The sequence below is a fragment of the Methylotenera sp. 1P/1 genome, from assembly GCF_000384355.1.
Lineage (GTDB): Bacteria > Pseudomonadota > Gammaproteobacteria > Burkholderiales > Methylophilaceae > Methylophilus.
In genome coordinates, this window is sequence record NZ_ARWC01000001.1 from 2,421,932 (window position 1) to 2,436,214 (window position 14,283).

General features: G+C 44.9%; 10 protein-coding genes. 8 read left to right on the top strand and 2 right to left on the bottom strand.

Translation table 11 applies throughout. The features are described 5' to 3' along the window. Positions 1–104: 104 nt before the first annotated feature. Both A3Q3_RS0111775 and A3Q3_RS0111780 read left to right on the top strand, forming a co-directional pair. A complete protein-coding gene (locus A3Q3_RS0111775; RefSeq protein WP_020183790.1) occupies positions 105–3,245 on the top strand; it encodes an EAL domain-containing protein in 3,141 nt (1,046 codons plus the stop codon). Positions 3,246–3,472: 227 nt separating this feature from the next. Beyond that, on the top strand, positions 3,473–3,802 hold the full coding sequence (locus A3Q3_RS0111780; protein WP_020183791.1) for a hypothetical protein: 330 nt from the start codon (positions 3,473–3,475) through the stop codon (positions 3,800–3,802). A 68-nt stretch (positions 3,803–3,870) separates the two neighbouring features. Here A3Q3_RS0111780 and A3Q3_RS0111785 read toward each other — a convergent pair whose 3' ends face one another. Next, the gene (locus A3Q3_RS0111785; protein ID WP_020183792.1) at positions 3,871–4,080 is read right to left on the bottom strand and encodes a hypothetical protein; all 210 of its coding nucleotides are present in this window, start codon (positions 4,078–4,080) and stop codon (positions 3,871–3,873) included. A 54-nt stretch (positions 4,081–4,134) separates the two neighbouring features. Here A3Q3_RS0111785 and A3Q3_RS0111790 point away from each other — a divergent pair, with 54 nt between their 5' ends. The 6 genes from A3Q3_RS0111790 to A3Q3_RS0111815 all read left to right on the top strand — a co-directional run bounded on the left by A3Q3_RS0111790 (position 4,135) and on the right by A3Q3_RS0111815 (position 12,544). Further along, on the top strand, positions 4,135–5,220 hold the full coding sequence (locus A3Q3_RS0111790) for an efflux RND transporter periplasmic adaptor subunit (RefSeq protein WP_020183793.1): 1,086 nt from the start codon (positions 4,135–4,137) through the stop codon (positions 5,218–5,220). Positions 5,221–5,253: 33 nt separating this feature from the next. Next, the gene (locus A3Q3_RS0111795; RefSeq protein WP_020183794.1) at positions 5,254–8,445 is read left to right on the top strand and encodes an efflux RND transporter permease subunit; all 3,192 of its coding nucleotides are present in this window, start codon (positions 5,254–5,256) and stop codon (positions 8,443–8,445) included. After that, positions 8,432–9,889: a TolC family protein gene (locus tag A3Q3_RS0111800; RefSeq protein WP_026361904.1), complete on the top strand. Its 1,458-nt coding sequence runs from the start codon at positions 8,432–8,434 to the stop codon at positions 9,887–9,889. The genes A3Q3_RS0111795 and A3Q3_RS0111800 overlap by 14 nt, the downstream gene beginning before the upstream one ends. A 156-nt stretch (positions 9,890–10,045) precedes the next feature. Continuing rightward, positions 10,046–10,474, top strand: coding sequence for an Rrf2 family transcriptional regulator (locus A3Q3_RS0111805; RefSeq protein ID WP_020183796.1), 429 nt, complete (start codon positions 10,046–10,048; stop codon positions 10,472–10,474). Between the two features lie 77 nt (positions 10,475–10,551). Next, the gene (locus A3Q3_RS0111810; protein ID WP_020183797.1) at positions 10,552–11,745 is read left to right on the top strand and encodes a globin domain-containing protein; all 1,194 of its coding nucleotides are present in this window, start codon (positions 10,552–10,554) and stop codon (positions 11,743–11,745) included. 127 nt (positions 11,746–11,872) lie between these two features. Then, on the top strand, positions 11,873–12,544 hold the full coding sequence (locus A3Q3_RS0111815; RefSeq protein ID WP_232418416.1) for a lamin tail domain-containing protein: 672 nt from the start codon (positions 11,873–11,875) through the stop codon (positions 12,542–12,544). A gap of 147 nt (positions 12,545–12,691) precedes the next feature. Here the strand turns inward: A3Q3_RS0111815 and A3Q3_RS0111820 are convergent, their stop codons facing one another. Continuing rightward, positions 12,692–14,146 carry a PLP-dependent aminotransferase family protein gene (locus A3Q3_RS0111820; RefSeq protein WP_020183799.1) on the bottom strand — a complete coding sequence of 485 codons (1,455 nt, stop codon included), beginning with the start codon at positions 14,144–14,146 and terminating at the stop codon, positions 12,692–12,694. Positions 14,147–14,283: the final 137 nt, after the last annotated feature.

A 14,283-nucleotide genomic window follows, 5' to 3' on the forward strand; every position in this document is an offset into this window, starting at 1 on the left:
CCCATATTTTGCATCTCACCTCGCTTTTGAATCCATGGAATATAGAGTAAAGTGGCTTAACAAGATTCACCATGAGAGAGATGTGATGGGGTACTGATCGGCTTATGAAAAATCTTTCATCATTTTCACGCAACATTTTACTGACACTGATCTGGTTTGTTTTTGTGGTCATTGCATTCTCTGTGTATGTGTACGCAGAGAAAAAAGTGGACAGTGTCAACGCGTTGCGCGTGAATTCCTTTAAGTTGGCAGAAGAGTTACGTCAATCATCGGAAGACCTTACCCGTATGGTGCGTGCTTACGTACTCACGGGCAACCCGGATTATAAAAAGTACTTTCAAGAAATTGTCGATATTCGCAATGGGGATGCGCCGCGTCCGGTAAATTACCAAGGGATATACTGGGATTTAGTGTTGAAGAACGACCAGCGCCCACGCCCCTATAGTCAAAAAAAAATCCCATTATTACAACTGATGCGAGAGCAGGGTTTTACTGACGCAGAGTTTTCTAAATTGACAGAAGCCAAAGATAATTCTGATTTCTTGGTCAAGTTGGAGTTGGATGCGATGGCTTTGGTGGAAGCCAATCCGAATAACCCCGACAGCAAAGCACAAGCAGTGCAAATGTTATATAACGACGCTTATATGCAAGGCAAAGCCAATGTCATGCGGCCGATTGACGCGTTGAATCAAATGGTAGACAAGCGTACGCAAACTGCAGTTAACCAAGCGATGCAAGCGGCAAAGTATTTCAGGTGGATGTTTATTTTGTTTGGCGTGGTGCAGCTATGGATGCTGTGGCGTACTTACCGCTTGCTTGGTAACACCTTGGGGACTTCTGTTGACGCCTTGCATGAGCATATTGCGCGATTAGGCAGAGGCGATATTCATACGCCGATTCCTGTACCGGAGGATAAGGCAGGAAGCGTCATGGGTTGGTTATCTGAAACGCAAGTGAATTTAGCAAAGATAGATGCCGAAGAAAAGGCTGCGAGAATCCATAATGAGCGACTCACGCAGTTGTATGCTGCTTTAAGTCAATGTAATCAGGCTATTGTGCGTTGCAATAACGAGTCCGAATTGTTCCCGCAAATATGCAATGTGGCGGTGACGTTTGGTGGTGTCAAAATGGCTTGGATAGGTTTGGTGGATACGCATAGCCAGGATAGCCAAGTCATGCCAATTGCCTGTTATGGAGAAGGCGTTGAGTACTTGGAAGGGCTGCAAGTGTCTATCGATAGGCATCACCCTGCTGGGGGCGGCCCCATTGGTCAGGTGCTAAGAGAAGACCGTGCCTATTGGTGTCAAGACTTTATGCGCGACCCGGCCACTGTGCCTTGGCATCAGCATGCCGAGAAGTTTGGTTGGGGGTCGTGTGCTTGTTTGCCACTACATAAGCGTGGCAAGGTGATTGGCGCATTTACGTTGTACTCTGCAGAAATCGATGCGTTTGATGATAGTGCGCGTAAGTTGCTTGAGGAAATGGCATCGGATATTGATTATGCGTTAGACCGCTTTACGGTAGAGGTTGAGCGTGAGTTGTATCGAGAACATTTAGCGCATAGCGAAGAAAGTTTTCGCTTGATGTTGGAAAACTCCCTAGATGCCGTCATTAATATGGGCGTCAATGGCTTAATCAGTGAGTGGAGTGGCGCTGCAGAAAAGATTTTTGGTTATCGTCGCGAAGAGGCTGTAGGCAGGCCATTGGGTGACTTAATTGTGCCACCGCAGTATCGTGAGGCGCATGCCAAAGGTATGCAGCGCTTATTGACCACGGGCGAAAGTAAAATCATCGGGCAACTTATCGAAATCATCGCCATACGGCGAGATGGCACAGAGTTTCCGGTAGAGATGTCGATTGCACAAGTGAACCGTGGTAATGAAGTGTTTTTTAGCTCATTTATACGAGACATTACCGAGCGTAAAAAATCTGAAGCACGTATCCAATATCTCGCTAATCATGACGCCTTGACCGGATTGCCAAATCGCAACCAGTTACATGAGCGTGTGAAATACTCTATTAGTTTGACCCATCGCACGCATGAAAAAATTGCGATCATGTTCTTAGATATTGATCACTTTAAAGATGTCAACGATACCTTAGGGCATAGCATTGGCGATTTGTTATTGCTTGAACTTGCTAAACGCTTGAAATCAATTTTACGTGAAGAAGATACCGTCTCACGTTTGGGCGGCGATGAGTTCATCTTTATGTTGCCTAATTCGGACGAATATGCGGCGGCACAGGTAGCCCAAAAGCTATTGCAGGTGATAGATCGGCCGATGCTGATTGAAAATCACCAACTATCAGTCACGGCTTCTATAGGCATAGCGCTGTATCCCAATGATGGTATGGATCTAGAAACCTTGCTGCGAAATGCTGATGTGGCGATGTATAAAGCCAAGCAAGAAAACCGCAACGGCTATCGTTTCTATACGGCCAAAATGCAAAGCCAATCGGCACGTAATCTTTTATTGGCCAGTGCGTTGCGGCAGGCGGTAGAGTTGAACCAGTTGGAAGTGCATTACCAGCCGCAGATGTCGCTCAAAGGCCAGTGTGTTATTGGCGCCGAAGCATTGCTACGTTGGCATCATCCTGAGTTTGGGTTGGTCATGCCTTCTGAGTTTATCCCAGTGGCTGAGGCCAGTGGTGTTATCTTGCCGATAGGTGAATGGGTGCTCAGGCAATCGGTGCGTCAAGCCAAGCACTGGTTACAAGATGGTTTTTCACCGCTGGTGATGGCAGTTAACTTATCGGTTGTGCAGTTCCGTGATCCGAATTTGCCAGATTTGGTGACGCGCATTTTGGAAGAAGAAGGCTTACCGCCGGAATATCTAGAATTGGAGCTGACCGAAGGCGTAGCATTGGCTGATCCACAAGGCGCTATTGCATTGATGGATGCGCTACACGCGCGAGGCGTACGTATGTCGATTGATGATTTTGGCACCGGTTACTCTTCATTGAGCCATCTTAAAAAATTCAAGGTCTATAAGCTTAAAATTGACCAATCGTTTGTACGTGACATCAGCACAGACGAAGAAGATAAGGCGATTGTCACGGCCATTATTAATATGGCACGCAGCCTCGGTTTAAAAACAATTGCAGAAGGGGTGGAGACTGCCGGTCAGTTAGCTTTCTTACAAACGCAGAACTGTGATGAAGTGCAAGGCTACTACTTTAGCCGGCCATTGACAGTGGAAGCATTTGAAGCGTTTTTACGTAAGCAGCCATCATCGTTGAGCTAGGGCAATGCACTAAGGTATTGAACCAAGGTGTTGAACCAAGCAAGGCAATGAACTAAGGCAATTGACGTATTGTCAACTGCATGTGGATGGCTTTCAATGCATCATTGTAAGAACAGTTTATTTCAGATAGCATACGGTCCGGTTTGCAACCACTTGCGAAATAAGCAAGTACTTGATTGCAAGCGATAACTGGAATTCTGCGTAAATAACCCCTTGTTAAAGCCTATATGAAGCACAACTTCAATTCAGTGACACTCCAAATCAGACTGTTAATATTAACAGCGCTGATTAGTGTACTTGGATTGGCGGTGTTCTCGCATTATTCAGAAAAAACCTCCTACAGTGATGATACCGCGCGAGTGCGCGTGGCTGAAATACAAGAGATTTCCGGCGATGGTGAGTTGCCGCAGTATGATGGCTATACGCCCGCTGCCATACTCAGCAGTGTCTTAATTCTTAGCATCAAAACGTTCATCACGCTGGTGCTGTTTCGCAGCAAGCGTATTGCACGTTATTCTTTTTTACACCATATCCGTCCTCGTTCTCCCCCGCTTTAATTTCGCTTCTACGCGTTTTGCCTAAGAGTGCATCACATCACCAAGGTGCGCTCCCTCATTTGATTGCCTTATTCAATACCAGCTGTGTTGCTAGCCGCAATACAAGGTGTTATCCGGACATCTGTGATATTCAAAAAGATATTCAGATGTGACGGGTTAACGGTAATCGATGTGCGCCCAAGCAACGCGTTAGATTGATATTTCAGCGAAATACCATCTGCTGCACCTTGGCTAATGATTGTCGTGTTGTAAGCACCATGTAAGGTATATGCGCTCAAAATATCAATCGTGTTATCACTTCTTTTATATTTTTACAGGCATTACGCACACTTATGATCAATAAATTAGTTACAGTTTTAGGCTTAACGACGATCGTGTTGTTAAACGGTTGCCACAAGACAGAGGCACCAAAAGAAGAGGCCCCCAAGCTTCAGGTCAGTTCACCACTACGCAAAGATACTGTCATTACCAAAGAGTACGTGTGCCAAATACATGCGTACAGACACATCGAATTAAGGGCGTTAGAAAAAGGCTATCTACAAAGTATTTTTGTAGATGAAGGGCAAACGGTGACGCAAGGCCAGCCCATGTTCAAGATCATGCCTAATATCTATCAATCTGATTTGCTGAAGGCCAAGGCTGAGGCCGATGTGGTTTCCATCGAATATCAAAATACCAAAGCACTGGCCGAAAAGAATATTGTTTCCGCCAATGAGCTAGCACTCGCAAAAGCCAAGCAGGATAAAGCGTATGCCGAAGTGAAGTTGGCTGAGACGCATTTGGGCTTTACCAATATCAATGCGCCATTCGGTGGCATTATGGATCACCTCAACGCCAGAAACGGCAGCTTGGTGGATGAAGGTGATTTGCTCACCACATTGTCTGACATCAGCAAAATGTGGGTGTATTTTAATGTGCCAGAGGCCGAGTATTTGGACTACAAAGCTAATAAGGGCGATCAGTCTTCCACAAAAGTACAGTTGAGAATGGCCAATGGCGAGGTGTTTGACCAAGCTGGCGTGGTGGAAACTATCGAAGCGGATTTTGACAACAAAACCGGTAATATCGAATTCAGAGCCACTTTCCCCAACCCTAATAAGGTACTCAGGCACGGGCAAACCGGCAATATCTTAATGGCTAAGCCGTATAAAAATGCCTTGATGATTCCGCAAAAAGCTACGTTTGAAATTCTCGACAAAACCTATGTATATGTGGTGAATAAAGACAACAAGCTAGAGCAACGGTTAATCACAATTGCTGCCGAACAGCCGCACGTGTTTATTGTGAAATCTGGCCTCAAAGACAAAGACAGAATTTTGTTAGAAGGTTTACGCCGTGTACATAGCGGTGAAGAGATCGAGGTCAATTATCAAGCGCCGGAGAAAGCCATGGCATCACTCAACCTTTACGCAGAATAGTCGCGCAGAAAGTACACAGAGAGTACCTACATTATGCTGAATATTTTTATCAAAAGGCCGGTGTTGGCGATTGTGTTATCGCTGCTCATCGTCTTTTTAGGATTTTTATCCATCCGTACGCTGGCAACTTCACAGTTCCCAGATATTGCGCCGCCACGCGTGATTGTGTCACTGGCTTACCCCGGGGCAAGTGCCGATGTATTGGTGCAGTCTTCGCTCATTACCATTGAGCGTGCCATTAACGGTGTGCCGGGCATGAAATACATTGTGTCTGACGCCACCAGTGCCGGTGAAGCGACCATTCAGGTGATTTTTGCCTTGGGTACAGACCCCAATCAGGCCATGATTAACGTGAAAACGCGTATCGACCAAGTGATGAGCCGCCTGCCAGAATTGGTGCAGTTAGAGGGTGTAGTGGTTGAGCGTGTGCAGCCAAGTATGCTGATGTACATCAACTTGTTTAGTAAAGATAAGAACGCGGACGAAAAGTTTTTATACAACTATGCCAACGTCAACGTGATTCCAGAGATACAACGTGTGAACGGGATTGCCAGTGCCAAGATTTTGGGTAGCCGCCAATATGCGATGCGTATTTGGTTAAACCCAGACCGCATGCGCGCTTACAAAATATCCATTGAAGATGTGATGAAAGCGATTAGCGAACAAAGCATTATTGGACGTCCTGGTCGTTTAGGGCAAAGTTCCGGTATTTCTGCGCAATCTAAAGAATATGTATTGGTATACAAAGGTCGCTACAACAAGCCGGAAGAATACGAAAACATTATTATCCGTGCCAATTCAGAAGGGGAAATCCTAAAACTGAAGGATTTGGCCAAAGTGGAGTTGGGCAGTGAGTTCTTTGATATTTACTCCAATAAAGATGGCCTCCCGTCATCTGCCATTATCTTGAAGCAGAACTACGGTAGTAATGCGAGTGAGGTGATTGAGCAAGTGAAAGCCAAAATGAAAGAGCTGAAAACTTCTTTCCCAGAAGGCATGGAATACGAAATTGATTACGACGTTTCTAAGTTCTTGGATGCTTCGATTGACAAAGTATTACACACCTTAGTAGAGGCATTTATTTTGGTGGCCTTGGTTGTATTTATCTTTTTGGGCGATTGGCGCTCGACGTTGATCCCGATTTTGGCGGTACCGGTTTCGTTGATTGGCGCATTCTTTTGTATGCAAATGTTTGGTATCACCATTAACTTGATTACCTTGTTTGCGCTGGTGCTGGCGATTGGTATTGTGGTGGATAACGCGATTGTTGTGGTTGAAGCCGTACATGCTAAGTTTGAAGAAGATGCGCATATCACACCGTATCGTGCCACGCAGAAAGTGTTGGGCGAAATCGGTGGTGCGATTGTGGCCATTACCTTGGTGATGACCGCGGTATTTATTCCAGTCGCCTTTATGTCAGGGCCAGTGGGTGTGTTCTATCGCCAGTTCTCGATCACGATGGCTTCTTCTATTGTGATTTCCGGCGTGGTTGCGTTGTCACTGACGCCGGTGTTGTGCGCAATGTTGCTGAAAAACAATCACGGAAAGCCGAAAAGCAGAACGCCGATTAGCTTTTTCTTAGACAGGTTTAACCGCATGTTCGACAAAATGACCGGTGGATACACGCGTTTCTTAAGCAGTATTGTGACCTTGCGTTCAGTCACCTTTATTGCGCTGGCAGCGTTTGTGTTTGGTACTTTTGTAGTGAACAAAACCTTACCTGCAGGCTTTATTCCAGGTGAAGACCAAGGCCAGATCTATGCCATTATCCAAACGCCGCCGGGTAGTACCTTGGAAGCGACAAATCAAGTAGCACGTGCCTTGCAAAAAGAAGCAGAAAAGGTTGAAGGTGTTGCCTCAGTTTCTTCACTGGCGGGCTATGAAATTCTGACCGAAGGGCGCGGTTCAAACGCAGGTACTTGTTTGATTAACTTGAAAGACTGGTCAAAACGTAAGAAATCCGTGCATCAGATTATTGAAGAGTTGGAAGAAAAAACCAAAAACTTTGGTGCTGTGATTGAGTATTTTGAACCGCCAGCGGTACCTGGTTATGGTGCAGCTTCTGGTTTGGCCTTGCGTTTATTAGATAAAACCAATGGCACCGATTACCATGAGTTTGACAAAATCAACCAAGAGTTTATGGCGAACCTGGGCAAACGCAAGGAGTTGACTGGTTTATTCACGTTCTATGCTGCCAATTATCCGCAATATGAGCTAGAAATTGACAACAAATCAGCCATGCAAAAAGGCGTGTCTATCGGTAAAGCCATGGACAACCTGAATATCTTGATTGGTAGTACTTACGAGCAAGGCTTTATTCGCTTTAATAACTTTTTTAAAGTGTATACACAAGCCAGTCCGGAATTCCGCCGTTATCCAAGCGATATTCTGAATTATTACGTGAAAAATGAAGAGGGTGAAATGGTGCCTTATTCTGCCTTCATGAAGCTCAAAAAAATCCAAGGCCCTAACGAGATTACACGTTATAACTTGTACAACTCAGCCACGATTCGTGCAGTTCCTGCCAAAGGCTACACCACGGATGATGCGATTAAAGCGGTAAAAGAAGTGGCCAAAACTACCTTGCCGCATGGTTACGATGTGGGTTGGGAAGGGTTGTCATTTGACGAGGCACAACGTGGGAACGAAGCGGTAGTGATTTTTGGCATCGTATTGATTTTCGTGTACATGGTATTGGCTGCGCAGTATGAAAGCTTCTTATTGCCATTGGCCGTGATTCTATCGCTCCCTGCTGGTGTGTTTGGTTCGTTCTTATTGCTTAAAACGCTTGGGCTTGCCAATGATATTTATGCACAGGTCGGGCTGGTCATGCTGGTCGGCTTGCTGGGTAAAAACGCGGTGTTGATTGTGGAGTTTGCCGTGCAGAAACATGAACAAGGCATGTCGGTAAAAGATGCGGCGATTGAAGGCGCTAAAGCGCGGTTCAGACCAATTTTGATGACATCGTTCGCCTTTATTGCCGGCCTCATTCCATTGGTGGTTGCCACTGGTGCGGGTGCTGTCGGCAATAGAACAATTGGTACGTCTGCGTTGGGCGGCATGCTGTTCGGTACCGTATTTGGTGTGATTTTGATTCCAGGTCTGTACTACGTATTTGCCAAAATGATTGAAGGTAAATCATTGATCAGACACGAAGAGTTTGAGCCATTAACCGAGCTATATCACTATAGTAGTAAAGAAGAAGATGACGATGAAGACAAATAACCACTATGTAAAATTAATCGCTTTGGGGTGCCTAAGCATGATGTTGCAGTCATGCGGCATTCCAACGCTGATATCCAAAAAAGCGGATACGCATCTGCCTGAGCAATTTACGAGTACTGCACAGCAGGCTACTAGTGCGCAGGACACTACCAACGCTGCAGATGTGAACTGGAAAGATTTTTTTGACGACCCTAATCTGGCTAGCTTGATAGACACAGGCGTTGTGAACAATAAAGAGGTCAATATATTGTTGCAACGCATCAGTGTGGCGCAGAACGAGATCCAAGCACGCAAAGGTGAGTATTTGCCTTTTGTGAATTTTGGCGCCGGGGCCGAGATTGAAAAAGCTGCACAGTACACACGTAACGGTGCGGTTGAGGAAAACTTGGAAATCAAAGAGGGTAAGAAATTTCCTAAGTATCTTGGCAATTATCAGTTCGGGCTCTACTCCTCTTGGGAGCTAGACGTTTGGAAGAAACTGAGAAATGCGACCAAAGTGGCGACGCTGGAATACATGGCATCCATCGAAGGTAAGAATTTCCTTGTGACTAATTTGGTGTCGGAAATTGCGCACGCCTACTACGAGCTGATCGCGTTGGATAATCAGCTGGAGAACTTGGATCAGAATATTCAGCTGCAACAAAACGGTTTGGATATTGTGAAAGAGCTGCAAAAGTACGCTAGATCCAATGCTTTAGCGGTGAAACGTTACGAGGCTGAGGTGAAGAAAAACCAAAGCAAGCGCTATGTGCTCAAACAACAAATTGTTGAGGCAGAAAACCGCATCAACTTTCTGCTGGGTAGAACGCCACAGCCTATTCAACGTGCATCTATTGGGTTTATGGAGTTAAAACCTAAACTGATGCAAGCGGGTATCCCGTCGCAGCTGTTAGCCAATAGACCAGATATCCGCAAAGCAGAGCTGGAGTTAAAAGCGGCGAGTCTGAATATTGATGTGGCCAAAGCCAACTTTTATCCTTCATTTGCCATCAAGGCCGGGGTAGGATTCCAAGCGTTTAATCCTAAGTACTTGCTGAGCACACCTGAGTCTTTGGCCTTGTCTTTGGCTGGCGATGTCATGGCACCGTTGGTGAATCGTAATGCGATTATTGCGCAATATAAAAATGCCAATGCGGGACAAATTCAGGCGGCGTATGATTATGAGCAAACCATCATCAACGCCTATGCTGAAGTGGCTACCCAGTTGTCTAATATCGATAATCTGGATCAAAACTTCCAACTTAAAACCAAGCAGGTAGATGAATTAACACAGTCTATTGATGTAGCCAACCAGCTGTTTAAATCTGCCAGAGCGGATTATTTAGAAGTGCTGTTGACACAACGTGATGCGCTGGAAGCCAAAATGGAGTTGATTGAAACCAAGCAAAAACAGATTGTTGCCATAGTCGATCTGTACAAAGCACTAGGCGGCGGTTGGAAATAAATTAGCTTTTTGTTTGCTGAATAAAACAATCTCAAATAAGGCGGATTTTCCGCCTTATTTTTTGATTAAAGCATGTTTGTATGCTTTGTTAAAATGTTACTCCTTCCTATATTTACATATGTTGCATATAATATGAAACATATGTAAGATGCACCTATGCAGATCAATAAATTCACCGATTTAAGTTTAAGAGTGCTGATGTACCTTTCCAACGAGGAAGCAGGGCATGTCATCACGATTAGTGAGATTGCAGAGAAGTTTGATGCACCGAGAAACCACCTGATTAAAGTTGTCACCAATTTGAATAAACTAGGATTTATCTTAGCAACCAGAGGCCGGAACGGTGGATTGAAGTTAGCTAAACCATGCGCAGACATCAAGCTTGGCAATGTGCTGCAACTGTTAGAGCACGTGACGTTGATTGATTGTAATCACCCGGTTTGCCCCATTAGAGGCGTGTGTAATCTGAAGCATATTTTAGATAAAGGTTTAAGTATGTTTTATCGTGAAATGGATCAATATTCTCTCAAAGATATTCTGGATAATCAGACAGAAACTGCGCTGATTGCACTACATAGAAAGTAATGCAAACTGGTAAGAAACGGTTTGCTTTTTTTTAACCATAAAGTTTCATTTAATATACAACATAAAAGGAGATCAACATGTTATCACCTGCTGCAAAACCCTATATCGAAGCCAGTGTCCCAGTATTGAGAGAGCATGGGCTGGCGATTACCACCGTGTTTTATAGCAATATGCTTGCAGCGCACCCTGAGTTGTACAACCTGTTCAACTTGGGCAATCAGGCCAATGGTTCACAACAACAATCGCTGGCTTCCGCTGTGTTTGCCTATGCAGCCAATATTGATAATCAAGCAGCGTTAACCCCAGTAATAGAGCGGATAGTACATAAGCACGTGTCGATTGGGATATTGCCAGACCACTATCCCATTGTCGGCAAGTATCTACTCGGCGCCATTAAGCAAGTGTTGGGCGATGCAGCCACGCCAGAGTTAATGGCTGCATGGGATGAGGCCTATTGGTTATTAGCTAGCGCGCTGATTGCAGCAGAGGCACGACTTTACGCAGCCAATGATGGTGTAGAACAGCAGTGGATGCAGATGGTGGTGACCCATAAAGCACATATTACGGAGGATATGATTGCGATTACTTTAGAGCCGGAGCAGCATCAAAAGTTACCTACCTTTAAACCGGGCCAATATGTGAGTGTGGCTGTGCATCTGGATGCGCTTAATGTGCGGCAAATCCGGCAGTATAGTTTATCGGATGTGGACGATGGTCAGCGTTACCGCATTACCGTTAAGCGAGAAAAAGGCGACGAGTTTAAACCCAATGGCATGATCTCACATTGGCTACACCAGCATGTGCGTGTCGGTAGCAAGTTAAATGTCAGCCACCCTTACGGCACATTTGTGCCAGATTTAGATAAAGTGGAACCCATTCATTTGATCTCAGCGGGGGTAGGCATTACGCCTATGATTTCTATTTTAAAAACATTGGCAAGCAAGCAAGCTAAACGGAAAGTGGTGTTTGCGCACGCAGCGAGAACGGTACACCACATTCCACATTTAAGTGAGATAGAGCAGGCTAAGACGAACAACCCTCGGCTAGCGCTTGCTATATTTCTCAACCAGCAGACGGATCATCAATACATTCAAGGCAGAATGGATTTAAAGACAATCGTGAGTAAGCGTGATTTGGAAGGCGATTACTATATTTGCGGGCCGATTGCATTTATGAATGACCAATGGAAAACATTGGTGGAACTAGGGGTGGATGCAAGCCGCATCAACCGTGAAGTGTTTGGGCCGGAAAGCTTAAATCATCTGCTTTAAGAACGGCTATGGTTACGCATCTATAGTCCAAGCGGACTAGATGCTATAACTTACTGAGTAATATTGGCGCAGTACATTCAGCTGTTGAATCATCTTAATCGATTTAATCATTCAACAATTGGAGCACATGATGAGAAAAGCATTACCTTACCTATTATTAGCATTCACGACGACAGTTTCATTTCAGGCCAATGCGGGCGTTGCCATTACAGAGGTAGCAGCATGGGGCAGCGGTAATGCGCCTTACGAGGCTGACTGGTTTGAATTGACCAACACCGGTACTTCAGCCATTAATCTCTCAGGATGGAAAGTCGACGATAGTTCTAATGCATTTGCTTCTGCATTGGCACTGAACGGGATTACCAGCATCAGCGCCGGTCAGTCTGTTATCTTTATTGAAAGCGCAGGCGGCAGTGCAATTCCTTCGTTTATCAGTACTTGGTTTGGTAGTGGCGCAGCACCTTTGGTTGGCTACTATAGCGGTAATGGTATTGGCTTGAGCACATCGGGCGATGCAGTGAATGTTTTTAATGCAAGTGGTGTAGTACAAGCCAGTGTGACATTTGGCGCATCTGACGCAACTTCACCTTATCAAACGTTTGATAATGCCGCAGGGTTGAACGGTGCAATTTCTACACTGAGCGTGATTGGCAAAAATGGTGCGTTTGTTGCGGTCAATGATGCGACTGAAATTGGCTCGCCAGGTACGATTACAGCAGTACCAGAGCCAGAGACTTATGCGCTGATGATCGCTGGCCTAGGCATTATGGGCTTGTCTGCACGCCGTAAACAAGCATAGTGGTTTGCTAATTAGATGAAGTAGCTGAGTAAATAACTAAGCAGGATAAAACGATAAGAATGAGGTAGCGTTGCTACCTCATTTTTTTACTATATTCATGATAGCGTTTACTAAACACGAGGCCAGCATAGGGCTTGTTGTTAAATTTTATACAAAAGCACGTTTTAGCCGTTGAATGCCCGTTGTAAGTTCAACTGCATTAAGGCTGCCAAACCCAAGCCGGATAGCATGAATGTCTAGAGGTGAGTCTGAAAATAATGACGCTGGTAGCACTCTTACTTTTTCAAGCAAAGCATGTTGAACGATTTTGTTAATTTCAATGCCGTCATTCAACCGTAACCAAATGGCCAAGCCCCCGTTGGGCGAGTCAAAGTTTACAAACTCGCCCAATTCACTGCGAAGTAAATCTATTAAGATATTTCGGCGTTCATTGTATGTTTTTAAGATTCGTCGGATGTGGCGTTTGATTTCACCGGAATCCATTAATGCGGCAACCGCAAGTTCAGTCACAGAATTGCCTTGTCTATCAATAAGCATGACTTCAGCTGCGCATTGATCGATGATTTCTTTGGAGGCGACTAAGTAGCCAACGCGCAGGCCGGGCGCTAATACTTTGGAAAGCGACCCCACATAAATGACTCTACCCGCATGGTTAGTACTGGCAAGTGGAAACACCGGATGATTTTGGAAATGAAATTCATGGTCGTAATCATCTTCAACAATCACAAAATCATATTGTTGAGCCAACATCAATAATTTTAATCTACGTTCTGCTGTCATCATCACCGTGGTCGGAAACTGATGATGCGGGGTGACATAAATTGCGCGGATAGGATATGTTTTACATAACTGTTCCAATTCAATGACGTTGATTCCGTCACGATCTAAGCCTACCGTCAGGATTTTTGCTCCGCATGATCTGAATGCTTCACGTGCAGGAGGATAACTCAGACTCTCCACCACCACATATTCGTTTGGTTTAGCTAGCACACGTGCAGATAAAAATATCCCCATCTGGCTACCCCGAGCAATACATATATTGTCGACCTCTACGCTTAACCCTCTTTCCATGTTAAGCATTTCTGCAATCGAGTGACGTAAACTCAGTACGCCTTTGGGGTCACCATAGCCCAATTTATTGCTTCTGATTGGCTCTATTAGCGCGTGTCTAAAAGCTTTTGATAGCGTTTCAAATGGGATTAAACGTGTGTCCGGTATGCCGTCATTAAAGTCAATGATATGGGGCTCAGCGTTAGGCTGCATGGTTTCTGCATAGTGATCTAGTCTAGACGTTGGTAGTTGGCTTACCTTGGGCTTTAAGTAATTGGGCGCTAAAAAAAGCGGGAGTTTAGCTGACACAAATGTACCGCGCCGATTTTCTGTAGTCAGCCAACCTTGTGCAATCAGCTCATCATAAGCCAGCACAACAGTCTTTCTGTTGACACCAAGGTTTTCCGCTAATTCTCTAGTGCCTGGCATGGCCGTGGATGGGGGTAAGCGTCCACGTTGAATTTCATCAATAATTTGTTGTGCAATTTGTAAATAGACCACTAAGCCAGATGCTTTAGTGATATGCAGTTTGAGATCCCATGAGCGTAACATTTACTCTTCCTAAAGATTTCTGGATTATTAAAACGCATTATTACACCAAATTTTACTGGACCACTAGAATTGTTCAATCTGGATGGCCAGCATTTAATTACACTCTGTTACATTTCTGTAAAGATTTGTTGCAACTC